Raw genomic sequence first — 25,350 nt, forward strand, 5'->3', positions numbered from 1 at the left:
CCGTCCTCGCGTGGAACGCCCCGTTCAGGCGGGTTATGAGCCTGGTCAGCAAACGTTGACCCCGGATCGGCGCCGGTCTCCGCGCGAGACCGGCGCCGTACGGTCAGGCACAGGCCCTCAGGCGGCGGCGCCGCCGTCGAGGACGAGGTCGAGGCCCACGGCGAAGCCGGCCTCGTCGGACGCGAGCCAGAGCACGGTGCCGGTGATCTCGTCGAGGGTGCCGACCCGGCCGATCGGGTTCTCGTCCCGCATCCGGTTCGCCCGATCGGCCGGCGTCTCCCCCGGCCGCAGGGACATCGGCGCGTCCAGCGCACCCGGGCTGACCGCGTTGATCCGGATGTTCTCCTCGATGCACTCCAGTGCGGCCGTCCTGGTCAGCGCGCTGACCGCCGCCTTCGAGGCCGCGTAGGCGCCCACCCCGGGTATGCGCACGTGCGCGCCGATGTTCGAGCTGATGTTGACGATCACGCCACCGCCCTGTGTCCCGCCATGCTGGGCGCGCATCGCGGCGATCTCGTGTTTCATGGCGAGGAAGACGCCGGTCGCGTTCACCTCCATGACCCGCGCCCAGTCCTCCTCGGCCAGCTCGGCCACCGTACCGGCCGCGAACGTCCCCGCGTTGTTCACCGCGACGTCCAGCCTGCCGTACCGGCCGACGATGTCGCCGATGAGCCGGGCCACATCGGCGGAGTCCGTGACGTCGACGGGGAGCGCCGCGGCCCCGGCCCCCTCGGCCTCGATGAGCTTGACGGTCTGCTCCAGCGCCTCCCGTCCACGGCCCGCCACCACCACGGTGGCGCCCTCCCTGGCGAAACCGAGGGCGATCGCCCGCCCGACGCCGGATCCGCCACCGGTCACCAGCACGACCTTGTCGGTGAATCTCATTTCGTTACCCCTTCTGTGATGGGACCTTCGGGAACGGGCCGCGGCCCGGACCTGGGAAACGCGACGGCGACCAGGGCCGCCGCGAGCAGGAACGCCGGCGCCAGAGCGGCGAGCGCGAAGCCGTACCCTTCGGCGGCCGCCCCCGCCGCGCTCAGCCCGCTCGTCCGGACCGCGTCGGCCCGGGCGCCGGCCAGCGCCACGAGCACGGCCAGACCTGCGGTCGGGCCGACCTCCATCGCCGTGGTGACCAGCCCGCCCGCGACCCCGGCGTCCACCGGGGGCACGTCGTCGAGGGCGGTCACGGTGGCGCCGGAGAAGGCCAGGCCGGATGCGACCGGGAAGATCAGCAGCCCGGCGAGCAGCTGACCCGCGTAGGGCGTGTCCGGTCCGATCCGGCCGAGCAGGAGCATCGACACCGCGGCGAGCGCGAGTCCGGCCACCGTGACCCGGCGCACCCCGAACCGCGCCACGAACCGTACGCTGACCGGCCCCATCGCGACGACCAGGAGGAAGGGCAGGAAGGCCAGGCTCGTACTGATCGGCGTCATGCCGCGTACCTGCTGGAAATAGAGGCTGAGCATGAACGTGCCGGTCGCGCTGGCCGCAGCGGTCACGAACACGACCAGCAGGGCCGCCCCGCGCCGGGGATCGCGCACCAGCCGGAGCGGGAGCAGCGGCGCGGCGGCCCTCGCCTGCCAGGCCACGAAACCGGCCGACAGCGCCAGGCCCGCGACGACGACATCGGCTCGCGTGGCCAACAGGCCGTGGCTGAACACCACCAGACCGACGGTGGCGAGCAGCGCGCCCGGCCAGTCGAGCGGGGACGCCGCCTGCGCCGGCGCGGACGGCAGGCGGGCCGCACCGGCGACGGTGACCGCGGCGACGACCGCCGGGATCAGGAACGACCAGCGCCACGAGAGCACAGCGGCGACCACTCCGGACAGCAGGCTGCCCGCGACGGCGCCGGTCACCGACAGCGTGCCCCAGACCGCCAGCGCGCGTGCCCGTTCCCGGCCCTCCGGATGGAGCCGGGTCACCAGCGCGACGGCCGCCGGAGCCGCCAGCGCGGCGCCCACTCCCTGTGCGAACCGCGCCCCGAGCAGTACGGCGGGGCCGGACGCGAGCGCGCCGAACGCCGAGGCCGCGGCGAGCAGCGCCATTCCGGTGACGAACACCCGTCGAGCCCCCAGGCGGTCGGCGAGCCTGCCGCCCAGGAGCAGCAGCCCGCCGAAGGTCAGTCCGTAGGCCGAGCTCAGCAGGGCCAGCTCGCCCTGGTCGAGGCCGAACTCGTGCTGAATCGCCGGCAGCGGGACCGTGATGAGCGTGATCGACGCGATCAGGGTGACCTGCGCGGAGCCGAGCAGGGTGAAGGGCACCATCTTTCTTGACCGATCATTCCAAAATAACGGCATGAGAGTGCCCTTTCAGCGGAGCCGTGAAGACCGTGCCCGACACTCCGGGCGGCCGGGAGGACCTGGGAACTAGGGGACCCGGGGACCCGGGAGATCGAGGGCCGGCAGGTCAGCCGAGGAGGCGCAGCGCCTGGGCGCCGGCGTCCCGCAGCCGCCCGGGGTCACCGTGCCCCTTCGACATCAGACGGACCCCCTGCAGGAGGACCAGCACGAACCGCGCCAGCGCCCGAGGGTCCGCGTCCGCGGAGATCTCACCCTGGGCCCGGGCACGGATGAGCGCGGAGGTGAGCGCGGTCTCCAGACCGGTCCAGTTGGCCTCGACGAAGCGGGCGACCCGCTCGTCCTCGGGGAGCAGCTCGGCGGCGGCGTTCACGATCATGCAGCCGCGCCGGTTGAGATCGTGGATCGAATCCTCGACGTACAGCTCCACCAGGGCGCGCACGGCCGGCAGGGCGGGTCCCGGCTGCGACAGCGACTCGACCGGGTCGGGGTCTCGGGTCCGCACATAGCGCTCCAGCGCCTTCAGGTAGAGATCGTGCTTGCTCCCGAACGTCGCGTAGATGCTCGCCCGGCCGATCCCCAGGTGCTCGACCAGATCGGCCATCGACGTCGCCTCGTAACCACGCTGCCAGAACAGCTCCAGAGCACGCCCCAGCACGACATCTGGATCGAACTCCTTGCTCCTCGCCATGCCCGTCACACTAATCAATCAAGAACGATCGGTCAAATAAGAACCTGAAGATGACGGGCGGCACCGTGTCGGCTCGACTGGAGTCCACTCCAGGTTCTTATCGTGGTCGGCATGGAGTACGGACAGCTTGGACGCACCGGACTGAAGGTCAGCAAGCTCTGCCTGGGCACGATGAACTTCGGCCCGCAGACGACGGAGGAAGACTCTCACGCGATCATGGATCGCGCCCACGAGCTGGGTGTCAACTTCTTCGACACGGCCAATGTGTACGGCTGGAAGAAGGGTGAGGGGATCACCGAGAACATCATCGGCCGCTGGTTCGCCAAGGGCGGCGGCCGACGGGAGCGCACGGTCATCGCGACCAAGCTCTACGGCGACATGGGCGACTGGCCGAACGACGGCCGCCTGTCGGCGCTCAACATCAGGCGGGCGGCCGACGCCTCGCTCAAGCGCCTCCAGACCGACTACATCGACCTCTACCAGGCCCATCACATCGACCGGAACACCCCGTTCGAGGAGTTCTGGGAGGCCATGGAGGTGCTGCGACAGCAGGGCAAGATCCTCTATGTCGGCTCCTCCAACTTCGCCGGCTGGCACATCGCCAAGGCGCAGGAGACCGCCCGCCGCCGCAACTTCCTCGGGCTGGTCAGCGAGCAGTCCCACTACAACCTGCTCGTACGCGCCCCCGAGCTGGAGGTCATCCCGGCGTGCGAGGACTACGGGCTCGGGCTGATCCCGTGGAGCCCGCTCGCCGGCGGCCTGCTCGGCGGCATCCTGCGGAAGATGGACAAGGGCCGGTCGGCCTCCGAGCACATGGTCGCCGAGCTCGACAAGCACCGGGACAAGATCGAGCGTTACGAGGCGTTCTGCGACGAGATCGGCGAAGACCCGGCCAACGTGGCGCTGGCCTGGCTGCTGACCCGGCCGGCCATCACCGCGCCGATCATCGGTCCCCGTACGATCGCCCAGCTCGACGGCACGGTACGCGCCCTGGAGGTCAAGCTCGACGACAAGGCGCTGGCCCGCATCGAAGAGATCTTCCCCGGCTACAAGACCGCGCCGGAGGAGTACGCCTGGTGATCAACCGTTGAGGAGTGCGCCGACGACCACGATGAGCAAGAGCAGCACCAGCACAGCGGGCAGCACCCAGTTTCGAGGTCGATCCACGTCTCCACCCTAATGGGTGGGCCGCCGGGCCCTCATATCGCGTGAGGGCCGCGCACTCCAGGGACCAAGGTCTCACCCGTCCCGTACATAGGTCAGTGATGTACGCCCCGGGGGCGATTCATCCCCTCCCCGGGGCGGGCGGGGCGCATCTCGGCCCCACCCCGGTCTCGGAAGTCCGCGGCCGCTCGGCCTGCCGCTGATCTCGCGCCGGAAAGATCCGGGAGGATCGGGGAAGATATCGTCGCGTCGTGATCACCGAGGAGCTGAGCAGGAACGTCCTGGAGGTGTGGGGCGACGACGGCGCCCGATGGCTGGCCGAGCTCCCGTCCATCCTGAGCGCCGTGGCCCGTGACTGGGACCTGACGGTGGGGGAACCGTACGCGCCGTCCTACCACTACGTCACCCGGGTCGTCTGCCCCGAGGGCACCCCGGCCGTGCTCAAGCTGGGCGTGCCGGGCGGTACGTCACCGACTGAGGCCGCCGCTCTCGCCGCCTTCGGCGGCCGGGGGGCGGCTCGGCTGCTGAATGTCGACCACAGCCGGGGCGCACTCCTGCTGGAACGCGTCACCCCCGGTCGGCGCCTGCGTGACCTGGTCCCGGCCCGCGACGCCGAGGCGACGTCCGCGTTGGCCGCCGTCATGCGTCGGCTGCACGTGCCGCCACCACCCGACCACCAGATCTCCGATGCGTCGTCCCAGGTCGAGGCGTTCGACCGATATGCGGCCACACATGGCGACAACGGTCCGCTGCCGCTGGATTTCGTCACGCGCGCGGGCGGGCTGATGCGTGAGTTGTGCGAGTCGGCCAATGAACTCGTCGTGCTGCACGGCGACCTGCACCACGACAACGTTCTGCGTGGAACCCGTGAGCCATGGCTCGCGATCGACCCGCACGGCCTCGTCGGCGACCCGGGCTATGACGTCGGCACGCTGCTGTACGACCCGGATCCGGATGACCGTGACGAGGCGCTGACCGCCCTGGTCCCGGCCAGGGTCGAGCAGTTGGCCGACGAACTGGCGATGCCGCTCGACCGCGTGGTGGCCTGGGGTTTCGTCAAATCGGTCATGTCGGACGTATGGACGGCTGAGGCGTGGACGCCCGGCGCGAACCGGTCCCCGATCAGCCGGGCCTTCGATGTGGCCCGCCTGCTGCTGCCCCACCTGTCGTGATCCGGAAGGGGCGGACAACGTGGGCGGTGACGTAATCGCTTCGTATCATCGGCCGCCTCCGCCGCTGGACGTCATCGAATGGTCGCCGTCATCGGCTCCCCGGGGTTGGCCAGGGGTTCCTCTCCGCGGAGTCATGCGCCACAGCCGTGCGGAGCGGCCGGCGTTACCGATCGAAATCCCCGGCTTTGACACCGCTGATGAACGCCCGCCACTCCTCGGGGGTGAAGACCAGCGCGGGGCCGTCAGGATCCTTGCTGTCGCGCACCGCGACCACCCCCGGGAGGTTTTCGGCGACCTCGACGCACTGGCCCCCATTGGAGCCGGAATAGGATGATTTGCGCCACTGCGCACCGCTCAGATCCATTTGGCCATCACTTCCTTGATCATACTCAGTGATACATGCTGAGGGTAGGCCCATGCGCGGATAGCTTCGTATCGAACCCAAACAGAGGCTACGAGATCGGGCGCGGTGGAGACTAGCCCTTGAGCTACCGAATCCGCATGAATCGCATCGGACTCACCATCAGGAAGCTCGGCGATCATAAAGGCGCCGATCAGGCCAGAGACACAGCCGGGGTCGACAAGTTGGACCGTCACATTGCTGCGCCCGGCAATCTCGATGAGATGACCAAGCTGCTCTCGCATCACCTGCGCTTCGCCGATCCGGCGGTGCAGTACTCCCTCGTCCATAAGGGCCAGGAGCAACGGCGGGTCCGCCCTGTCCAGGACACTGCGACGCTGTAGGCGGGCCTGGACTCGCTCCTCCACCTCCTGGGAAGTCACCCGAGGTTCTTTGGCGAGGAGATGTCGCGCGTAAGCCTCGGTCTGCAGCATTCCCGGGATCAGCAGCGGGTCCCAGCTGCGGAGGACGGTCGCGCGTGGTTCGACCTCGTCCATCCAGCCCATGAACCAGCTGGGGCCGCCGGAACGGGACACGATGCGGCGATATAAGCCGACAAAGTATTGTCTGTCGGTCAGCCCGAAGATCTGATCCAGCTTTTCGGCGTCCGACCTGGACGGCGTCCGCTTGGCGACCTCCAGACGGCTCACCTGGGTCTGCGTGCAGCCCAGCCGGACGGCCACCGCGCTCTGTGACAATTGCGCCGATTCGCGATAACGGCGCATTTCGGCACCGAAACGCGCCCGGGAAGAGTCGGCGTCGCGTTCGAGCACACCTTCCATCGCAACCTCCATAAGCCACGGAAACCGCGCGGTAAATGTACCCGCCATTCATGCGATAGACCTCCCCAAACCCTGACTGGTCATATTCTGGCGTGCTCTGGCATCCAATCCGGCCACACGATTCCGAAGCCTGCGGGCAGTCTTTGCGTAAGCCGTACTTCAGGGACCGGCGACGGCGACGGCCATGGCGACGGCCACGGCGACGCGAAAACGGACGCCAACCGACCGGACACCCGCAAATGGCGTTCGGCTGAGAAATCGTTCATCGATGTGGCGGCATCCGAAGGGCAGGAGCATGCGACCAGGCAGACGACTACATCAGCAGTACATCCACCTGGTGCGGCTCGCCTGGGACCTCCGTGAGCTGGGGTACGGCTCTGCCGTCGCGCTCCCCCGCGACGGGGAGCCGGCCCTGGTGTTCCCACATGCCGCCGATCACCTCAAGGTCAGGGTCTCGACCCGCGACGGCGACTGGTTCTTCACCTGGGGGCGTGGGCCGGGCCGACGAGTACGGGCGCTCGACGCCGAGGCGGCACGACGGATCACGGAGGTGACCCGATGACCACAACGGCCGCGACCACAACGGCCGCGACCACAACCACCGCGACCGCAACGGCCGCGACCTCCGACGCGGCACCCGGCACAGCCTGTCCTGCATCACCTGACCTCCTGGGCAGCGCCGTTCTCCCCGGCCGGTCGATATCTGTCGGGATCGCCCGCGCCTTCGTCCGCGACCTGCTGCGCGTGGCCGAGTGCCATCAGGTTGACGATGCACTGCTGCTGGTCAGCGAGCTCGTGACCAACGCCGTCCAGCACTCGGACTCAGGACTTCACCGGCACGGCCAGGTGTCGGTGGCGGTCGTCGACGCCGGTGCGACCATCCGCGTCGACGTAACCGACGACGGGTCGAGCGGAGCCTTCCCCATGGTCGCTGAGGCTGCAGATCTGGACACCGAACGCGGCCGAGGGCTGTGGCTGGTCGATCGATTGGCCACCCGCTGGGGAGCGCACGGGAGCCCGGCCGGTCGCGTCGTATGGTTCGAGATCGCCCGCCGCCCCGGCTGCCCCTGATCCTCCCCGGAGGTCAGGCCAATTGACGAGCTTGGCGGGCCTGCCCGGCTGGACGGGCCCGTCGGGCTCGCCGACGATGTCCGACTCGCCCGGCTCGTTCGGCTCGCCGGACTCGCACGGCTGGGCAGACTGTGCACATCCGCGCTTTGTCTGCACGCCGTTGCCGAGCCGTACGAGGAAGGGGAACCAGAGGAACAGGAACCATCGGCATAAGCGGCCAGAGGATCGGTGGCGACCGCGGAGGCCTCCGCACGATCCTGCACCTGTCCCCGCGCCTCCGGCCGCGCCTCTCTAACCGGCTGCGCTTCCGCATCCGTCTTCGTCGGTGCGTCCTCCCCCATCCGGCCACATTCCTCCTCGTGTAGCAGGGATGAAGCAGGGGAGAGACCGGCAGAAGAATCACGGGCAGACAGCGCGACCGGACCGGACAACTCCAGGAGCATGATCAGTTCCGTCGGATCGATCGGCCGCAACTCTGCCAACCTCAGCGCCATCCGCCTTGGCCGTCTCGGCATCACGAGATCCACACACCCCTCTTGCTCCACGGAATCCTCTCCCCGACAGGTCCGATGATTCGAAAACCTGTCCGTATAATCTCATGCTTCACTTACAAATGGCAACCTCTTCTTCCGATTAATTCAACGTAAATACGAGAAGTAAATGCCGTTCGCCCTTAATGTCCGCAACTTTGGGGTCTCTCACAGAGCAACGTGTGAGGCGAAGGCAGGGCGGAGCTCGGCCCAAGCCCATGCTCCGAGCGTCGTGTCGGTCGTGGTCGCGGGGGTCCGCGACTGCTCGGGAACGAACCCCTCACGTAGTCCGGTCGACATCCCTACGATGGCCTCGACCTGAGCTCGGGACATGCCGGCGTGGTTCGCATGGCGTCGTCGCCGACGCGATGGGCGGTGACCGTACGGCCCAGGTGGACCCGACGCATTCCCGGGGCGTACGGCATGATGGGGAACCGTGGAGAGATCGTTGGTCGTCTATGACGGGGACTGTGGTTTCTGTACCACCGCGGCGAACTTCGTCGAACGACGCATGAACGTCCCCGCCGACGTCCGGCCCTGGCAGTTCACCGACCTCGCCGCCCTCGGCACCACCCGGGAACGGGCGGAGTACGAGCTGCTCTGGGCGGACACGCGGGGCCGCCTGTACGGCGGGGCCCAGGCCGTCGCCAAGATCCTTATCGCGGCGGGACTGCCCTGGTCACCTCTGGGGCTGGTCCTGCGCGTCCCGCCCTTCCGGTGGCTGGCCCACGGGGTGTACCGGCTCATCGCCGACAACCGGCATCGGCTCCCCGGCGGCACCCCGATGTGCGTCATACCCGCCGACCAGCGCAGGAACGGCTGAAGCCGCCTCTGCGCCAGGCGCCGCTTCCTCCGTCCCCACGGCCGGGACACCGCCTGCGTGGCCGTGCCGTACGAGGCGCTCGGTGGGCAGGAAGGCGAGCAGCAGGCAGAGCACGTGCGGCCAGAACATGATCGAGATCGTGGCGTAGACCGTCAGGTGGAAAGCGGTCAGCACGCCGACTGCGGCGTATCGCCACCGGCCGTTCAGGAAGAGGACCACGATCGAGCCCAGCTCCATGAGCATGATCCCCCATTGGGACCAGTGCAGCACCCAGGGATAGTCGAGCAGTAACCGGCCCACCCCGGTGCCCCGGCGCATCACCGCGCGGACCAGCGTCGCACTGTTGACCCACTCCACGCCGCCGAAGCGGAGCTTGGCGAACGCCGAGAGGAAGTACGTCGCCACGACCGCGATCTGCACGCAGCGCAGCGCCCACGCAGCCGACTCGGCCGAGCCTTCGCCCCGCAACCGCGCCCTCGCCACCGTTGGCAGCACCGCCAGCGCCACCACGTAGGCGATACGGTCGTGGTCGACCTTCCCGAACGAGAAGCTGATGATCAGCTGCTCGAAGTAGAGCAAGAAGATCGCCGTACCGAGGACGCGCTGCCACCGTCCGGACGGCGCGAGGGCCGCGGCGAGCAGGGCCAGCGGGATCAGCGTCCAGGTGACCACGAGGATCAACGCGGGGGTCGGCCGGGGCAGATGCAGCAGTTCGGCCACGATCAGCGGCTTGTACAGTTCGGTCGCCGAGGCGTGATGCGATCCGAGCGGCCGGAGCACCAGCAGATCGAGCGGGATGAACAGGTACGCGGCGATCCGGAAGACCGCCACCCGGGCCAGGGGAACCGGCCCGAAGAACCAGCGGGTCAGCGCAGCCACTGGGCCACCACCTTGTCCTCGGTGCCGACGAACCTACGGTCGCGGAGCTTCAGGTAGCGCATCACAAGCCGGGCGCCGGTCCAGCGCGGCTCGGCGGGGCGCAGCCGGTCGTGAGCCTCCACAAGCCGGCCGACGAGCGCCGGAGCTGCTTGGAAACGCGGGATCTGGCCCTCGACTTCTGCTCGGTTCACCCCCACGGCGGACGAGTCGAGCGGCACCTCCCGCCAGGAGCCGTCCGGCATCCGGGCCTCCAGCACCATGACGTGGATGTTGCCGTTGGGCGGAGTGCTGGTGGAGTACATCCGGAACGGCCCGAAGGGGAAGGCGTCGTCATCCCCCCAGAAGGTGCCGACGCAGAGCAGCGCGACGCAGACCCCGGCGAGCACCAGCCGTACGTGCCTGGCCCGGGCGGAAAGCGGCGTCGAAGCCGGTCCGGCGAGAGGGGGGCCGGTGGGCTCGGCGGGCGGGGCGGAGGTGGGCAGAGCAGATGGGCCGCCCGGCGTGATCATGGGGTGACTTTACCAACTTTGGGCTACTTTCAGCCCGGGTCCGTCAGCCTCCCAGCGCGTACGCCTCGAGGGGCTCGTAGCGTACGGACGACCCGAGGTGGCTGCGGACCAGGTGTACGGCGTCCGCCCGCCAGACGCGGCCGCTGAACGAGCTCAGCCCATCGACGAGATCGCGCAGATCGTCACCGTCGCGTGAGCGGGCCAGCGTGAGATGGGGGTGGAACCGCTTGCGGTCCTGCTCCCCCGCCCCGGCGCGGCGTGCGCCGGCGGCGACCGAGTCGGCCAGCCGCGGCAGCGGCGGGACCGCGGTGAGGCCGAGCCAGAACACGCGGCCACGCCCCGCCGACGGGAAGGCCCCCGCGCCGGCGAACGACAGCGTGACCGGCCGGTGGCGGGCGGCCGCCCGGGCCAGCCGTACGCCCAGTTCCGGCAGCACCCGGTCGGGCACCTCGCCGAGGAAGGCGAGCGTCACGTGCCAGAGCGCCGGGTCTATCCAGCGCAGCCTGGGCCAGCCGGGCCGGACGGACTCCACGGCCGTGGCGACCTCGGCCAGTGCCTCAGGCGGAGGCAGCAGCGCCACGAACAATCTGCTCACTCGGCGAGTGTCCCCCCGACCGGTCACGCGATGCCCCCTCCCGCGAGGCTCCGTTCTGCGCGACCCCATCCTGTGACATTCCGTTAGGCGAGACGCCGATCCGAGAGGCGCTGTTCCGGAAAGCACCGTTCGAGGAGGTGCCGTTCGAGGACGTGCCGTTCGACGACGTGCCGTTCGAGGACATGCCGTTCTGTCGCGTACGGTCCTGGTCCTGCGCCGCCGCCTCCCGTGCGCCGATGCGCGCGGCGATCGCCCGGGTGAGCAGTACGGCGAGGCCGACGCCGGCGACGGTCAGCGCCCCGGCGGTCGCGACGGCCACCCGGGGGTTGACCAGCTCGGCCAGCCAGCCGACCAGCGGCGCACCGATGGGCGCTCCCCCGGTGACGACCAGCACGTACATCCCCATGACCCGGCCGCGCATCTCCGGCGAGGAGCCGAGCTGCACGAACGTGTTGGCGGTCGTGTTCACCGTGATCACGGCCATCCCCGCGGGGACAAGCAGCATCAGGTACGCCCAGTAGGCGGGGGCGAACCCCGCGGCGATCTGGAACACGCCGAAGCACAGTGCGCCGGCGATCAGGAACCGCCGGCTGGGCTTGACCCGCTTGGCCGCGAGCAGCGCACCGCCGAACGCCCCCACGGCGAACGCGCTGGACGCGATGCCGAAGGAGGAGGCCCCCGCACCGAAGACCTCCCTGGCCATCAGCGCGATGCCGGTGGACAGACTCTGGGTGAATATCGCGGCGAACCCGACGATCAGCAGCGGCAGCAGCAGGCCGGGCCGACCGGCGGCGTACCGCAGACCCTCCCGGAGCTGGCCCTTCGCCCGCGGGACGGGCTCCGGGGTGCGCAACTCGGACGGCCGCATCAGCAGCAGTCCGGCGATCACCGCCAGGAACGAGGCGGCGTTCAGCAGGAAGATCTGTCCGGTGCCGATCCAGGACATGAGGACGCCGGCCACGGCCGGGCCGACGATCCTGGCCAGGTTGAACGACGAGCTGTTCAGCGCGATGGCGTTCGGCAGGTCACGGCGGCCCACCATCTCCACCACGAACGACTGCCGGGTCGGCACCTCGACACAGGCGACCAGTCCAAGCACGAACGCCATGACGTAGACGTGCCACACCTGCACCGTGCCGGTCACGACGAGGACGCCCATGGTGAACGCGAGCAGACCGAGCATCGCCTGGGCCACGACGAGCACCCGGCGCTTGGGATAGCGGTCGGCGAGCATGCCGCCCCACAGCCCGAAGAGCAGCACGGGGAGGAACTGCAGCGCGACCGTCACTCCGAGCGCGGAGCCGCTACCGCCTGTGAGGTCGAGGACGAGCCAGTCCTGCGCGGTCCGCTGCATCCAGGTGCCGGTGTTGGAGATGACGCCGCCGGCGGCGAAGAGCCGGTAGTTGTGGTTCCGCAGCGAGCGGAACATGCCGTCCGACTCTCGGCCCGCTAGATCTTGGAGAGCTTCTCCAGGATCGGCGCCGCCGCCCGTAGTGTCGCCCTCTCCTCCGGCGTCAGCTCCCTGATCCGCTGCGCCAGCCACGCCTCCTTGGCCCGGCGCTCCTCCTTGAGCAGCACCGCTCCCTGATCCGTCAGGCTGACCGTCACCTGCCGCCGGTCGGTCGGGTGAGGCGTGCGTTCCAACAGCCCCCGCTCCTCCAGCTTGGCGATCACGCGAGTCATCGAAGGCGGCTGCACCTTCTCGTGCTCGGCGAGTTCGCCAGGGGTGATGGCGCCGTGACGCCCGACGGCGGCCAGCGTCGCGAACTGGGTGGGTGTCAGCGAGTGATGGGCGGCCTGTTTGCGCAGCCGACGCGTCAGTCGCGCCAGTGACACGCGCAGTGCCGCGGCGAGCCCGGCATCGCTGCGCAGGTTCTCGGTGTCCTTGACCGCGTTCTTCGCGGCGCTCTTCGTCGCGTTCTTGTCTGGGTTCGTTAGCATAACTCATTACCTTTGCTAACTATATGCCACGACGGGACATTCCGCGAACCGCATGCGAGAGGCCGCCACGGTGTGAGTCACCGTGACGGCCTCCGTCGTGTCCTTCCCGCGTCCTTCCGCGTCCTTCCCGGTCCTTCTCGCGTCCTTCCGCGTCCTTCCCGGTCCTTCTCGCGTCCTTCCGCGTCCTTCCCGGTCCTTCTTCCGGGCGCCGCGCCGCTCAGGCCGGCCCGGGCATGCCCCCGTGCTCGGACTCTTTCGGCTCGACGAGCACGAGCCAGTAGCCGGAGACGTCACGCATGACGGCCTCGACGCCGTACGGCCGCTCGGCCGGCTCCTGGAGGAATGTGACGCCCTTGGCGACCAGCTCCTGGTAGGTCTTCCGGCAGTCGTCGACCCGCAGGCCGAGACCGCCCATCTGACCCTTCTCCAGCTGGCGCCGGTAGAAGTCCGCGGCCTCCGCGTCGAGCGGCGGACCCGGCTTCATGAGCGTGATCTGGAGCTCGGGTTGATTGGGATGACTCACCGTGAGCCAGCGATAGCCGTCGCCCATCGTGAAGTCCGTACGCACGACGAAGCCGAGGACATCGACGTAGAAGTCCCTCGCCTCGTCCTGGTCGAGGCAGTAGACGGTAACCAGAGAGACGTTCGTAATCATGGGTGTGAACCTATCCCGACCCCTCTGACCTGGGCTTCTCCAGAATTGCACAATCCGCTCCCGCCGCATCCGGGGCCCTCGTGGCGGCGAGGTCGAGCACCCCGCTCATGAACAGGTAGCACCCGGGAACGTGCGGTCCGCCGCGCGCCGCCCAGCGCTCGCGGTAGGCGCTGGGGCTCTCCCCCACCAGTCGGCGGAACTTGGCCGAGAACGAGCCCAGACTGGAGAATCCGACGGCCATGCAGACCTCGGTGACGGTCAGGTTGGCGAACCGCAGCAGGTCCTGGGCCCGCTCAAGACGGCGGCGGGTGAGGTATCGGATCGGCGTCTCGCCGTACGCCGCCTCGAAGCAGCGGATGAAGTAGAACTTGGAGATGCCGGCGACGGCGGCGAGCTGGTCGAGATCGAGCTCGCTCCGATAGTCGCGGTCGATCCGGTCGCGTGCCATCCGGAGCCGGGGAAGCAGTTCCACCGGCACCGCGCGGTGTGCCCTGCCAGTCACGTTATGACACTACCCAGGCCGGACCCCTGACCGGCGGGGAAACGCAAGCGGCCGCCATGGCGACGATCGATCACCATGGCGGCCGGGCCGTACGTCCAAGACGTGAATTGGAGCCGTACGTCAGGCGATGCCGAGCAGACCCTTGATCGGCTCCAGCGTGAAGTAGACGACGAACAGCGCGCCCACGATCCACAGCAGGGGGTGGAGCTCCCGGATCTTGCCGCGGAAGACCTTGATCGCGATGTAGCTGATGAAGCCGGCGCCGATGCCCGCGGTGATCGAGTAGGTGAACGGCATCAGCACGATCGTCAGGAACGCCGGGATCGCGATCTCGAAGTCGCTGAAGTCGATCTCCTTGATCTGGGTCATCATGAGGAAGCCCACGATCACGAGCGCCGGGGTCGCCGCCTCGAACGGCACGATCTCGGTCAGCGGCGCGAAGAACATGGCCAGCAGGAACAGCAGGCCGGTGACCACGCTGGCCAGTCCGGTCCTGGCGCCCTCGCCGACGCCGGCGGCCGACTCGACGTACGTCGTGTTCGACGACACGCTCGCCGCGCCACCGGCCGCGGCAGCGATCGAGTCGACCAGCAGGATCTCGCGGGTGCGCTCGACGGTGCCGTCCGGGCCGACCAGATCGGCCTGGCGTCCGACGCCCACGATCGTGCCCATGGTGTCGAAGAAGTCGGCGAGCATGAGCGTGAAGACGAACATCACGGCGGCGAGGCCACCGATCTGGGCGAAGCCACCGAACAGGTCGAACCGGCCGAGCAGCGACAGATCCGGCACCTCGAACAGCTTCGACGGCCACGCCGGGACGATGAGCGACCACGCGTTGGGGTCTGCGGGCTTGCCGTCGACGACCTGCGGACCCAGCTTGGCGATGGCCTCCACGACGATCGCCAGCACGGTCGTGCCGACGATGCCGAGCAGGATCGCGCCCTTCACCTTGCGGGCGACCATGAACGCCATGATGAGCAGGCCGATCACGAAGACGAGGGTCGGCCATCCCGTCAGCGACCCGTTGCCGGCCACGCCCAGCTTGACGGGAACCGTGGTGTCGCTGGCGTCGGGCATGCGCCGTACGAACCCGGCGTCGACGAACCCGATCAGCGCGATGAACAGGCCGATGCCGACGCTGATCGCGGTCTTGAGCTGGGCCGGGATCGCGTGGAAGACGGCCGTACGGAAGCCCGTCACCACGAGGATCGCGATGACGATGCCCTCCAGCACGACCAGACCCATCGCGCTTTCCCAGGTCATCTGACTCGCGATGCCGAACGCCACGAACGCGTTCAGGCCGAGGCCGGCCGCCAGCGCGAACGGCACCCGGCCGAACACGCCCATGGCGATCGTCAGGATGCCCGCCACGAAGGCCGTGGCCGCCGCCACCATGGGCAGGTTGGGCGCCTCTCCGCCGCCGAGGAACTGGCCGGTCTTGTCGGCGACGGTACCGATGATGATCGGGTTGAGCACGACGATGTACGCCATCGTGAAGAACGTGGCGAAGCCGCCACGGACCTCCTGGCCGATCGTCGAACCACGCGCCGATATGAAGAAGAAGCGATCAAGGGGATTGAGGGGTTTGGTCACGGTCTCACTCACTCGCCGCAGCGTTTCGGGCGGATACCACCCGCGAAAGGGGCCGGAAGCAGCGTAGTGGCTAGGTGACCGATTTGTCGCAGCAGGGTGCCTCCTGGGCGACTCCGCGTAAACTGCTTCGCGTGACCCAACCACGTCGGCCTGATCCCCAGCCGCTGCAGACCCGTGACACCCCGACGATCCTCGTGGGCACCGGGCTGTGGGCGGCCGCCCTCCTGGTGGTCCTGCTGGTCGTCCAGCCGACCGACGGCCGCCCGATCTGGACCTGTGTCGTCGGCATCGGGCTGGGGGTGTTCGGCCTCCTCTACGTACGCCGCCGTGACTCACGGCGGCGTGACGCCGCAGAGTAAGCCGCAGATCAAGCCTCAGAGTAAGTTTCAGAGTGAGGCGACCGGGTCGAGATCGGCCTCGGCCAGCAGCAGCGGCACCCGGCCCGGATCGCGCAGGAGCGCGGCGACCGCCAGCCGGTCGCCCCACTGTCCGGACGCCCAGGCGAGACCTCGGGCCAGGCCCTCGACCCCCGAAGCGTGGACCTTGCCCTCGAAGAACCGCCACGGCACCGGAGTGCCGTCCACCAGCAGGTTCTCGTGCTCGACGTAGGTCGGCGGGGCCGAGGGCAGCAGTGAGCGCACCTCCTCGGGGACCGGACGCTCGCTGCCCGACGAGGTGACGGCACCGGAGACGATCTCACCGACCAGCGGCAGGTCGAGCACCTCCGACAGCGCCTCCGCCAGATCGAACGGCGCGAGCACCAGCGGCCGGTCCGCCACCAGCGGCAGCAGGTCGGGCGCCTCCACGACGACGGGACCACGCCCGTCATCGACGTCCGCCACCACGATCGAGCCCTTCTGTACGGCTCTGACCGCCTCGGGCGGGTGGACCCCGGCGGGGTCGACGGCGGCGAGCGCGATCCACAGGGCGCGCAACTGCGCCCGGTCGACCTCCACCGACGGGTCGGCCAGCAGGTCGAGCAGCTCGTCCGGGCCGCCGTGCGACGCCAGCAGCGCGTCCAGCGACGACCTGACGCCGATCAGCTCGAGCGCGGCCTCGTCGATGCCCGCCGGGGCGTCGCCGTACAGGCCGAACAGCAGCGGGTCGCCCGAGGGAAGCCGCAGCGAGGTGGGGCGCCTGCCGTCGAGCACGGGATGGCGTGACAGCCACCACGCGGTGTACGACGGGACCTCGATGGTCTGCCCGGCGGCGATCACCCGCAGCGGGCGCAGCACGGCACGCAGCGGCGGCCTCGACAGCAACGCCAGCGCGGCCGGCCAGTCGGCGACGTACTCCAGGTCGCGCACGGCGCTGAACTCGGGCGCGACCGGCGGCACGTCGAGGTCGGGCAGCCGATCGTGCAGGAGGTCGAGCACGGCCTCCAGCCACTCGTCCTCGAGATCGAGATCGTGGTCGCAGTCGGCCGGGTCGAGCAGCACATCGGTGTCGTTGGCGACCGCGAACCCGTCGAGCACGCCCGCGGCCGTCAGCACGTTCGGCCCGAACCTCGCCACCAGCTCCGGCGCCGCCACGCCGAACGGCACCTCGGGATCGATCAGCCCGGCCAGCGAGCCGTCGGCCAGCAGCAGGTCGCCCGCCGCGTAGAGCTCGCCGTCCGCGCCGCGCAGCGCCAGATCGGCCAGCCACGGCGCCTCCCCCGCGGTCAGCCCGGCGGCCTCGACCAGGGCCAGCACGGCCTGCGCCACCGGCTCGGGATCGGCGCTGTGCAGCGACTCGGCCACGGCGGCATGGGTGAGCGGGTCGTCGAGCACGGTCCTCGGCGTCGCCTCGGCCGCGCCGAGGCGGAGCAGCAGCGGGTGGGCGGCCTCGGGATGCACGATCCGCAGCCCGAGCGGCGCGAGCGCGGCAGGGTCCGACACAGTGGAGCCGCTCGCGCCCGACAGCATGACCGTGCCGCGCGGTCCCCGCACCAGGCGGCCGTCGGCGAGCGGCACCGCGACCGCGGCGATCGCCTCCGGGTCGTCGGCGGGCAGCACCTCGTACAGCGACCGCCACCACGCCGGATCGCGGTCCTCCACCGCGTCGCCGGTCAGCATGTCCACCACGTCGGCGAGTTCCACCCGCCGGACGCCGAGCGTGGTCAGCGCCGGGTGACGGGAGGCCCATCCGGCGGGCAGCAGCCCGGGGACGATGCCGGCGATCTTCTCCAGGAACTCGGCTGAGCCGAGGACCGCACGCGCCTGGCTCCCCGGCACGGGGTCGTCCTCGCCGATGGCGGGCAGCAGCGGGGTGTCCGGCAGCAGCCGGATGATCTCCTGGCGGATCGCCGCGTCGAGCGCCCCCTTGCCCATCATCCCGGGCACGAGATCGAGCAGCTCGGGTGTGCGCGGCAGCTCCTCCAGCAGCCGGACGTACGCCTCGGCCGCCCGCTTGACCAGGAAGTCGGCGAGCGGCCCCGGGGCGACGTGCCGCCGGTCGGTCGTCATCGGGAACGTGGCGATGAGCAGCGCGGGCAGGTCGAGCGGCTCGTCGCTCGGCGTGGGCGCGTGCACGACGCGCGGGACGTCGCCGCCGCCCGCCGCGTCGGGCCGCCGTACGGCCCAGCGGACCTCCCAGTAGGGTCTGGCCCGCTCCTCGGTGGGACGGTCGGCGAACAGCTCGGCCACCTGCTCGGGGGTGAAGGCGCCCGACTCGGCGACCACGTGCCACCCCTCGGCGGAGATCTCCCGGCTCCGCCCCTCGACCTCGATCTCGATGACCTTCAGCGCCGGCATCGCGAGCGGCAGGGCGGGGCCGGCCTCCTCCAGCATGCGCCGTACGGCCCGCTCGGCCGCCTCGTCGCGCAGCGGGAGCCGTACGACCGTGTCGAAACCGTCGGGAACGGCGAGCGAGTCGTCGGGGAACGGCAGACGGAGCAGCGGCACGTGCCCCGCGCGGTCGGCTAGCTCGGCGGCCAGCTCGGGGCGACCGGCCACGAGCGCGGCCGTCTCGTCCCGGGACCAGCGCACCCCTCCCGTCTCACGGGAGGCGATGGCGGGGGCGTCGGTGACCGAGACCACGGCGGCGAAGCCGACACCGAACCGGCCTGCGGCCCCGGTCTCGTCCCGCTTGCCGGAGACGCGCAGCGTGCAAAGGCCCTCGACGCCCGTCGCGTCGAGCGGTGCGCCGACGTTGGCGGCGAGCAGCACACCGTCGCGCAGCTCCAGCCGCAGGCGTCCGGGCACGCCCGCGCGCAGCGCGGCGTCGGCGGCGTTCTGGGCCAGCTCCACCACCAGGCGATCGCGGTAACCGCCGAGCGCGAAGTCCTCCTCGGCGTTGGCGTCCTCGCGGAACCGGGCCGGCGAGGCCGTCCACGCCGCGAGAACCGTCTCACGCAGGCGCGCGGCGCCTAGGTCCAGGTCATGCATGATCAGGCTTGGTCCATCAGGTCGTAGCCCATGTCGTCCAGGATCGGGGGCGGAGGTTCCGCGATCATCGAGGGTACCGTGGTCGCCTCGGAATGGGCGCCGCAGCCATGATCGACCGCGACCACGCGGCCGTCGTCCGGGGCGTACTCGTTGGCGCACACGCCGAACGCGCGCCCGAGGGCACCGGCGAGCGGCCAGTAGAAGCCGCAGGTGGAGCACTGCGCGGGCGCCGCATGAGCGATCGGCGCGTCCGGTCCGGGCTCCCCCGAGCGCCAGCGGCGCGCGGCGAGGTCGCGGCCGATCGGCGACAGCACGCGGGCGCGGCCGAGGCCCGGCTCGAGGACCGCCTGGCGGTCGGTGTCCTCATCGGTCGCGGTGTATCCCGGGACCAGCCGGTCGTCGTCGGCCTCGGCCGGCAGCAGGTCGCCCACGCCGAGGTCGCCCGGGCGCAGCCGTTCGTTCCACGGCACCCAGCGCGGCGCCAGCAGCGCGCCGGCCCCGGGCAGCAGCACGGTCTCGCTCACGGTCACGTTGCGGGCACGGGAGGCGCGGACCACGGTGCTCGCCCAGCGCCAGCCCAGGTAGGCCCGATCCAGGCATTCGAAGTAGTGGGTCACGACCCGGTCGCCCTCGCTGTCGAAGCCCAGATGCTCGCCGACCTCACCGGGTCGCGCGATCGCTTCGACGGCCGTACGGGCGAGATCCACCGCCGCCGCACAGGCCGCATCGACTGGAGTGCTACGGATTCGGGTTCGACTCACACTCCATTTTCACCCACGCTGAGACCAAACTTATCCGTGCCTCGGCAAGAAGCCGGAAGTCAGGCGTCCAGATCGTCCGCGACGGCCCGCAGTACGGTGGCCACCTTCTTGGCGTGAGCCGCGTCCGGATGCTTGCCCCGTTGGTAGGAGTCGGATATGTCGTCGAGCAACTTGATCAGATCCTCGACGATGACGACCATCTCGTCCGGCTTCTTTCGCTTGGCCTTGCTCCTGGGGGACCTGGCCAGTGTGGGCGGCTGCTCGACCAGCCGGACGGACAGCGCCTGTTGACCTCGGCGGCTCTCGGCCACACCGAACTCGACCTTCTGCCCTGGCTTCAACGCCTCCACGCCCTTGGGCAGCGCAGAAGAGTGCACGAAGACCTCGCCGCCGTCGTCGCGCGTGAGAAAGCCGAACCCCTTGTCGGCGTCGTACCACTTGACCTTGCCACTCGGCACAGAGCTGACCTCGTTCAGACTGTCGTGAAGGTGATGGATGTAGGTTATGCCCACAGAGGGACCACGTGGACCCTTCTTCCGGGCGGGAATCAGAAGCCTCGCTTCAAGGACCGGCCATACGATGGAACGGATGAAGGGCAGGGAGTTCACCGAGTGGCTGCGCTGCCGCTCTGACGAGCAGCTCAGGGCGCTCGTAACGGCACGGCCGGAACTCATCACGCCCGTTCCCGCCGACATCGACGGCCTCGCCGCCCGCGCGAGCAGCCCGTCCGCCCTCGGCCGCGCGCTCGACCGGCTCGACCGGTTCACCCTCTGCGTGCTCGAAACCCTCGTGGTGATGCGGCCCGGCCCCGCCGACCTAAGGTCTCTGCTGGCCCGGGCCTCGTACGACACGGACGGTGAGAGCGGCGAGCCCGCGTCGTCCCCCGCGTCGGAACCGGCATCGGGAACGGCATCGGGAACGGCATCGGAACCGGCGTGTGAAACCACATCGGGAACCGCAACCGGAACGGCACGTGAAACCACGTCGGGAACCGCATCGGGAGCCGCGCTCGAAACGTCACTCGAGGCGGCGCTGGAAGCGGCGCTCGACCGGCTCCGCGAGAACGCCCTGGTCTACGACCGGCACCCCGACGCCGACCCGGACGACGGTGTCGTCGGCGTGCCGCTGCCGGCTCCGGGGGTCGCCGAGGCCCTCGACCCCGCCGCCGGGCTCGGGCCGCCGGCCGCCGAGGTGTTCCGCCATCACCCGCCGGAGCAGATAGAGGCGATGCTCGCCGCCATGTCGTCCGGGACGCGGAGGGGCGGGAACCCGCGGCGGAACGGCAGCGCCCCGGTGGAGCGGCTGACCGCCCGGCTGTCCGACCCCACGACGGTCGCCCGCCTCGTCGCCGAGGTCTCGCCCCAGGCCCGCGCCGCACTCGACGACCTCACCTGGGGCCCGGCGAGCGGGCGGCTGCCCAACGCCCGGCGCGAGGTGACCGCCGCCACGGCGCGGACGCCGATCGATCAGCTCCTCGCCCGCGGTCTGCTCGGCGCGACCGGAGAGGAGACCGTCGCCCTGCCTCGCGAGGTCGCCCTGTTCCTGCGTAACGGCCGCCTCCACCGGAACCTGTCCCCCCACCCGCCCGAGCCTGCCGGAGCCGTACGCGACCTCGGCCTGGCCGACCGCACCGCCGCCGGGCAGGCGTTCACGTTCACCCGCACGGTCGAGGAGCTGTGCGAATGGTGGAGCGCCGACCCGCCCGGAGTGCTGCGGGCCGGGGGCCTCGCCATACGGGACCTGAAGCGCGTCACGCAGACCCTCGACGTGCCCGAGTGGGTCGCCGGCCTGGTGGTCGAGGTCGCGCACGCGGCCGGGTTGATCGCGGACGGGGACGGGGAGTGGCTGCCGACCGACGCCTACGACCCGTGGCGGATCAGGTCCGTCGAAGATCAGTGGGCCGGGCTGGCGGCCGCCTGGATGGGCATGGACCGCGTGCCCGGCCTGATCGGTGAGCGCGACGAGCGCGACCGGCCGCTCAACGCCCTGCATCCGGGCCTGCGCCGGGCGGGCACCGGACGGGTGCGCGCGCAGGTGCTGCGTGTGCTCGCGTCGGCGGCCCCCGGCGTCGCGCCGACCGTCGAGTCCGTGCTGGCCCGGTTGGCGTGGGAACGGCCACGCCAGCGAGTCGCGCGGCTCGACCGGATCGTCGAGTTCACCCTGCGCGAGGCCGAGCATCTCGGCGTGACCGGGCTGGGCGCGCTGTCGGCACACGGCGCCGCCCTCGGTGCCGTACGGAAACCGCGCCGAGGCACCGGTAAGGAGCGGGGCAGGGCAGACGAGCGAGGCAAGGCAGATAAGCGGAACAGGGGAGACAAGGGCGACAGGAGGGACGGCGGCGGCACGGCGGCCGAGCTGCTCGCGCCGCTGCTGCCCCAACCGGTCGACCACGTGCTGCTGCAGGCCGATCTCACGGCCGTGGCGCCGGGACCGCTGACCACCGGCCTCCAGCGTCAGATCGCGCTCATGGCCGACGTCGAGTCGAAGGGGGGCGCGACGGTCTACCGCTTCGGTGAGGCGTCGATCAGGCGGGCGCTCGACGCGGGACAGTCGGCCGACGAGCTGATCTCCGCGCTGGAGCGGCACTCGGCCACTCCGGTCCCCCAGCCGCTGCGCTACCTGGTCACCGACGTGGCCCGGCGGCACGGGCGCATCCGGGTCGGCACCGCCTCCGCCTACGTCCGGTGCGACGATCCGGCGGTCCTCGACGAGGTGCTGGCCGACCGGCGGGCCGCACTGCTGCGACTACGACGGCTCGCCCCGACCGTGCTGGCGTCCAAGACGTCCCGGGCCGCGCTGGTCGACTCGCTGCGCGCGATGGGCTACTCGCCGATGGCCGAGTCGAGCGACGGCGACGTGCTGGTGACGCGGGCCGACGCCAGGCGGACGGTCACCCCTCCGTCCGCCTTCACATCGGTCGCCGCCGGGCCTGAGGCCGATCAGTCCGACCTGGTGGCCGCGGCCGTCCGGGCCGTACGCGCCGGCGACGAGGCGCACCTGGCGCGCAGGCATCCGGCGCAGGCCCCCGAGGGCGAGGTGCCGCGGTCACCGTCGAGCACCACCATCGACGCCCTCCGGGAGGCGATCAGAGAGGGATCGCGGGTCTGGATCGGTTATCTCGACTCCCAGGGCCACGCCACGAGCCGCATACTCGAACCCGCTCGGGTGGAGGGCGGCTACCTCACGGCTTACGACGAGACCCGGGCCACGATCCACCGCTTCGCCCTCAGCCGCATCACCGGCATCACGGACATCAGGTCATAACCGCTCTCCCATATCTTGGTAAACCTTGGGCTTCGCATAGAGCAAAGGAATCTAAGGTGACGACCCCACCACAGCCTGGCCACGACCCACAGGATTGGCAGAACGCGGCCAACCCCTATGGACCGCCGCCGGGTCAGGACCCCTACGGCCGGCAGCAGTACGGCGGTCCACCGCCCGGGTACGACCCGAACCACGGGCCGGACCCCAACCAGCAGTACGGGTACGACCCGAACCACGGGCCGGACCCCAACCAGCAGTACGGGTACTACCCGCCGCCCGGGCCGGGCCCCTACCAGAACCAGTACGGGTACTACCCTCCCGGCGGCTACCCGCCGCGGCAGGAAGGGCCGCGCACGCACGCGATCGTCGCCCTCGTCGTCAGCCTCGTGCTGGCCTTCAGCTGCTACGTGTCCCTCGGCGGCATCGCCGGGGCCATCCTGTCCGGGATCGCGCTCAGCAAGGTGGACACCCAGCCGGACACGGCCCGGCGTCTGCTGAAATGGACGTGGGTCTCGATCGGCATCAACGTCGGGCTGCTCGTCATCGGGATCGGCACGCTCATCTACCTCGGGGCCAACGGCTACCTGGACTGACGCCCGCCTGCCGAGTTCCACCGACCGGGGACTGATCCGGCCCCGCCACGTGTTGGATAGGCGTTAGCCGTACGAGGGGGAGTGGAGATCGACATGACGGGGATGGCCGGGCCGCTGATCGTCCAGTCGGACAAGACACTGCTGCTCGAGGTCGATCACGAGCTCGCCGACGAGTGCCGCAAGGCGATCGCACCGTTCGCCGAGCTGGAGCGCGCCCCCGAGCATGTCCACACCTACCGGGTGACCCCGCTGGCGCTGTGGAACGCCCGGGCCGCCGGGCACGACGCCGAGCAGGTGGTCGACGCGCTGATCACCTACAGCCGCTATCCGGTGCCGCACGCGATGCTGGTCGACGTCGCCGAGACGATGGCGAGGTACGGCAGGCTGCGGCTGGAGAAGCATCCGACCTGGGGCCTGGTCCTCGCCACCTCCGATCGCGCCGTGCTGGAGGAGGTGCTGCGGTCCAAGAAGGTGCGGCCGCTGCTGGGCGAGCGGTTCAGCGCCGACGCGGTGGCCGTGCACCCCTCCGAGCGCGGCAACATCAAGCAGCTGCTGCTCAAGCTCGGCTGGCCGGCCGAGGACCTGGCCGGCTACGTCGACGGCGAGCATCACCCCATCGAGCTCCGTGAGGAGGGCTGGTCGCTGCGGCCGTACCAGAAGGAGGCGGCCGACGCGTTCTGGAACGGCGGCTCGGGCGTGGTCGTCCTGCCCTGCGGCGCGGGCAAGACGATCGTGGGGGCGGCGGCGATGGCCCATGCGCGGGCCACCACGCTCATCCTGGTCACCAACACGGTCTCGGCCCACCAGTGGAAGCAGGAGCTGATCAGGCGGACCTCGCTCACCGAGGACGAGATCGGCGAGTACACCGGGGCGAAGAAGGAGATCCGCCCGGTGACCATCGCCACCTATCAGGTGATGACGACCAGGCGGCAGGGCACGTACCGGCACCTCGAGCTGTTCGACGCCCGCGACTGGGGGCTGATCGTCTACGACGAGGTCCACCTGCTGCCCGCGCCGATCTTCCGCATGACGGCAGATCTCCAGGCGCGCCGACGGGTCGGCCTGACCGCCACCCTGGTGCGCGAGGACGGCCGCGAGGGCGACGTCTTCTCGCTCATCGGCCCCAAGCGGTACGACGCGCCGTGGAAGGAGATGGAGAACCAGGGCTGGATCGCACCGGCCGAGTGCGTCGAGGTGCGCGTCACGCTGAGCGACGAGGAACGGCTGGCGTACGCGATGACCGAGGCCGACGAACGCTACCGGTTCTGCGCGACCACGCCCTCGAAGCTCCGGGTGGCCGAGGCGCTGGTACGGCGGCACGCGGACGAGCAGGTGCTGGTCATCGGGCAGTACATCGACCAGCTCGACGAGCTGGGCGAGCACCTCGACGCGCCGGTGATCAAGGGCGAGACCCGGGTCAGGGAGCGGGAGCGGCTGTTCCAGGCGTTCCGCGACAAGGAGATCCCGGTGCTGGTGGTGTCCAAGGTCGCCAACTTCTCCATCGACCTGCCGGAGGCGGCCGTGGCCATTCAGGTCTCCGGCACCTTCGGCTCACGTCAGGAAGAGGCGCAGCGGCTCGGCCGCGTGCTGCGGCCGAAGGCCGACGGCGGCGGCGCGCGCTTCTACTCGATCGTCAGCCGCGACACGGTCGATCAGGACTTCGCCGCCCACCGGCAGCGCTTCCTCGCCGAGCAGGGCTACGCGTACCACATCATCGACGCGGACGACGTCGGCGAGGAGAAGCAGGCGAAGTGACCGCT

General features: G+C 70.3%; 24 protein-coding genes. 9 read left to right on the forward strand and 15 right to left on the reverse strand.

Features of this window, described 5'->3' with window-relative positions:
- Positions 1–117: 117 nt before the first annotated feature.
- The 3 genes from AP234_RS27845 to AP234_RS27855 all read right to left on the reverse strand — a co-directional run bounded on the left by AP234_RS27845 (position 118) and on the right by AP234_RS27855 (position 2,988).
- Complete coding sequence (locus tag AP234_RS27845) at positions 118–885, reverse strand: SDR family oxidoreductase (RefSeq protein ID WP_055482703.1); 768 nt, start codon at positions 883–885, stop codon at positions 118–120.
- On the reverse strand, positions 882–2,264 hold the full coding sequence (locus tag AP234_RS27850) for an MFS transporter (RefSeq protein ID WP_055482704.1): 1,383 nt from the start codon (positions 2,262–2,264) through the stop codon (positions 882–884). The genes AP234_RS27845 and AP234_RS27850 overlap by 4 nt, the downstream gene beginning before the upstream one ends.
- A 142-nt stretch (positions 2,265–2,406) precedes the next feature.
- Entirely contained in the window at positions 2,407–2,988 is a 582-nt protein-coding gene (locus tag AP234_RS27855; protein ID WP_055482705.1) for a TetR/AcrR family transcriptional regulator, read from the reverse strand.
- Between the two features lie 111 nt (positions 2,989–3,099).
- On the opposite strand from AP234_RS27855, the gene AP234_RS27860 reads away from it, so the two are divergent.
- Together AP234_RS27860 and AP234_RS27865 are read left to right on the forward strand one after the other, a co-directional pair.
- Positions 3,100–4,068 (forward strand): aldo/keto reductase, encoded by a 969-nt coding sequence (locus AP234_RS27860; RefSeq protein ID WP_055482706.1) that lies wholly within the window; start codon positions 3,100–3,102, stop codon positions 4,066–4,068.
- A 335-nt stretch (positions 4,069–4,403) separates the two neighbouring features.
- Positions 4,404–5,324 (forward strand): aminoglycoside phosphotransferase family protein, encoded by a 921-nt coding sequence (locus AP234_RS27865; protein WP_055482707.1) that lies wholly within the window; start codon positions 4,404–4,406, stop codon positions 5,322–5,324.
- A 163-nt stretch (positions 5,325–5,487) separates the two neighbouring features.
- On the opposite strand, the gene AP234_RS27870 is transcribed toward AP234_RS27865, so the two are convergent.
- Together AP234_RS27870 and AP234_RS27875 are read right to left on the reverse strand one after the other, a co-directional pair.
- Complete coding sequence (locus tag AP234_RS27870) at positions 5,488–5,688, reverse strand: DUF397 domain-containing protein (RefSeq protein ID WP_055482708.1); 201 nt, start codon at positions 5,686–5,688, stop codon at positions 5,488–5,490.
- The gene (locus tag AP234_RS27875) at positions 5,679–6,506 is read right to left on the reverse strand and encodes a helix-turn-helix domain-containing protein (protein WP_160330500.1); all 828 of its coding nucleotides are present in this window, start codon (positions 6,504–6,506) and stop codon (positions 5,679–5,681) included. Before AP234_RS27875 ends, AP234_RS27870 begins: the two co-directional genes overlap by 10 nt.
- 295 nt (positions 6,507–6,801) lie before the next feature.
- Between AP234_RS27875 and AP234_RS27880 the strand changes: the two genes are divergently transcribed.
- The 3 genes from AP234_RS27880 to AP234_RS35395 all read left to right on the forward strand — a co-directional run bounded on the left by AP234_RS27880 (position 6,802) and on the right by AP234_RS35395 (position 8,930).
- Positions 6,802–7,068: a hypothetical protein gene (locus tag AP234_RS27880; protein WP_152990652.1), complete on the forward strand. Its 267-nt coding sequence runs from the start codon at positions 6,802–6,804 to the stop codon at positions 7,066–7,068.
- Positions 7,065–7,577: an ATP-binding protein gene (locus AP234_RS27885; protein ID WP_055482711.1), complete on the forward strand. Its 513-nt coding sequence runs from the start codon at positions 7,065–7,067 to the stop codon at positions 7,575–7,577. The genes AP234_RS27880 and AP234_RS27885 overlap by 4 nt, the downstream gene beginning before the upstream one ends.
- 1,041 nt (positions 7,578–8,618) lie before the next feature.
- A complete protein-coding gene (locus AP234_RS35395; protein ID WP_235558417.1) occupies positions 8,619–8,930 on the forward strand; it encodes a thiol-disulfide oxidoreductase DCC family protein in 312 nt (103 codons plus the stop codon).
- 866 nt (positions 8,931–9,796) lie between these two features.
- On the opposite strand, the gene AP234_RS27895 is transcribed toward AP234_RS35395, so the two are convergent.
- The 7 genes from AP234_RS27895 to AP234_RS27925 all read right to left on the reverse strand — a co-directional run bounded on the left by AP234_RS27895 (position 9,797) and on the right by AP234_RS27925 (position 15,616).
- Positions 9,797–10,318 (reverse strand): hypothetical protein, encoded by a 522-nt coding sequence (locus tag AP234_RS27895; RefSeq protein WP_055482713.1) that lies wholly within the window; start codon positions 10,316–10,318, stop codon positions 9,797–9,799.
- Between the two features lie 43 nt (positions 10,319–10,361).
- The gene (thpR, locus tag AP234_RS27900) at positions 10,362–10,913 is read right to left on the reverse strand and encodes an RNA 2',3'-cyclic phosphodiesterase (protein ID WP_055482714.1); all 552 of its coding nucleotides are present in this window, start codon (positions 10,911–10,913) and stop codon (positions 10,362–10,364) included.
- On the reverse strand, positions 10,876–12,342 hold the full coding sequence (locus tag AP234_RS27905) for an MFS transporter (protein ID WP_083502498.1): 1,467 nt from the start codon (positions 12,340–12,342) through the stop codon (positions 10,876–10,878). Before AP234_RS27905 ends, thpR begins: the two co-directional genes overlap by 38 nt.
- A gap of 20 nt (positions 12,343–12,362) precedes the next feature.
- The gene (locus tag AP234_RS27910; protein ID WP_083502499.1) at positions 12,363–12,854 is read right to left on the reverse strand and encodes a MarR family winged helix-turn-helix transcriptional regulator; all 492 of its coding nucleotides are present in this window, start codon (positions 12,852–12,854) and stop codon (positions 12,363–12,365) included.
- 217 nt (positions 12,855–13,071) lie between these two features.
- Positions 13,072–13,509, reverse strand: a complete 438-nt coding sequence (locus AP234_RS27915; protein WP_055482715.1) for a VOC family protein — start codon at positions 13,507–13,509, stop codon at positions 13,072–13,074.
- Between the two features lie 10 nt (positions 13,510–13,519).
- Positions 13,520–14,011 (reverse strand): helix-turn-helix transcriptional regulator, encoded by a 492-nt coding sequence (locus AP234_RS27920; protein ID WP_055482716.1) that lies wholly within the window; start codon positions 14,009–14,011, stop codon positions 13,520–13,522.
- A gap of 120 nt (positions 14,012–14,131) precedes the next feature.
- Positions 14,132–15,616, reverse strand: coding sequence for an NCS2 family permease (locus AP234_RS27925; RefSeq protein ID WP_055482717.1), 1,485 nt, complete (start codon positions 15,614–15,616; stop codon positions 14,132–14,134).
- Positions 15,617–15,735: 119 nt separating this feature from the next.
- On the opposite strand from AP234_RS27925, the gene AP234_RS27930 reads away from it, so the two are divergent.
- The gene (locus tag AP234_RS27930; RefSeq protein ID WP_235558414.1) at positions 15,736–15,963 is read left to right on the forward strand and encodes a DUF2530 domain-containing protein; all 228 of its coding nucleotides are present in this window, start codon (positions 15,736–15,738) and stop codon (positions 15,961–15,963) included.
- A gap of 27 nt (positions 15,964–15,990) precedes the next feature.
- Here the strand turns inward: AP234_RS27930 and AP234_RS27935 are convergent, their stop codons facing one another.
- Genes AP234_RS27935 through AP234_RS27945 form a run of 3 tightly spaced genes read right to left on the reverse strand, consistent with a single transcriptional unit; the run spans position 15,991 to position 20,191 of the window.
- Positions 15,991–18,972 carry a sacsin N-terminal ATP-binding-like domain-containing protein gene (locus AP234_RS27935; RefSeq protein WP_055482718.1) on the reverse strand — a complete coding sequence of 994 codons (2,982 nt, stop codon included), beginning with the start codon at positions 18,970–18,972 and terminating at the stop codon, positions 15,991–15,993.
- Between the two features lie 2 nt (positions 18,973–18,974).
- Complete coding sequence (locus AP234_RS27940) at positions 18,975–19,733, reverse strand: DUF3027 domain-containing protein (RefSeq protein WP_083502500.1); 759 nt, start codon at positions 19,731–19,733, stop codon at positions 18,975–18,977.
- 59 nt (positions 19,734–19,792) lie between these two features.
- Positions 19,793–20,191 (reverse strand): cold-shock protein, encoded by a 399-nt coding sequence (locus AP234_RS27945; protein ID WP_055482763.1) that lies wholly within the window; start codon positions 20,189–20,191, stop codon positions 19,793–19,795.
- 130 nt (positions 20,192–20,321) lie between these two features.
- Between AP234_RS27945 and AP234_RS27950 the strand changes: the two genes are divergently transcribed.
- From AP234_RS27950 to AP234_RS27960, 3 genes are all read left to right on the forward strand, one after another.
- Positions 20,322–22,997, forward strand: coding sequence for a helicase-associated domain-containing protein (locus AP234_RS27950; RefSeq protein ID WP_055482764.1), 2,676 nt, complete (start codon positions 20,322–20,324; stop codon positions 22,995–22,997).
- A gap of 56 nt (positions 22,998–23,053) precedes the next feature.
- Positions 23,054–23,590, forward strand: a complete 537-nt coding sequence (locus tag AP234_RS27955) for a hypothetical protein (RefSeq protein ID WP_055482720.1) — start codon at positions 23,054–23,056, stop codon at positions 23,588–23,590.
- 102 nt (positions 23,591–23,692) lie between these two features.
- Positions 23,693–25,345 (forward strand): DNA repair helicase XPB, encoded by a 1,653-nt coding sequence (locus AP234_RS27960; protein ID WP_055482765.1) that lies wholly within the window; start codon positions 23,693–23,695, stop codon positions 25,343–25,345.
- The last annotated feature ends 5 nt before the right edge of the window (positions 25,346–25,350 follow it).

This window comes from Sphaerimonospora mesophila (assembly GCF_001417795.1).
GTDB lineage: Bacteria > Actinomycetota > Actinomycetes > Streptosporangiales > Streptosporangiaceae > Sphaerimonospora > Sphaerimonospora mesophila.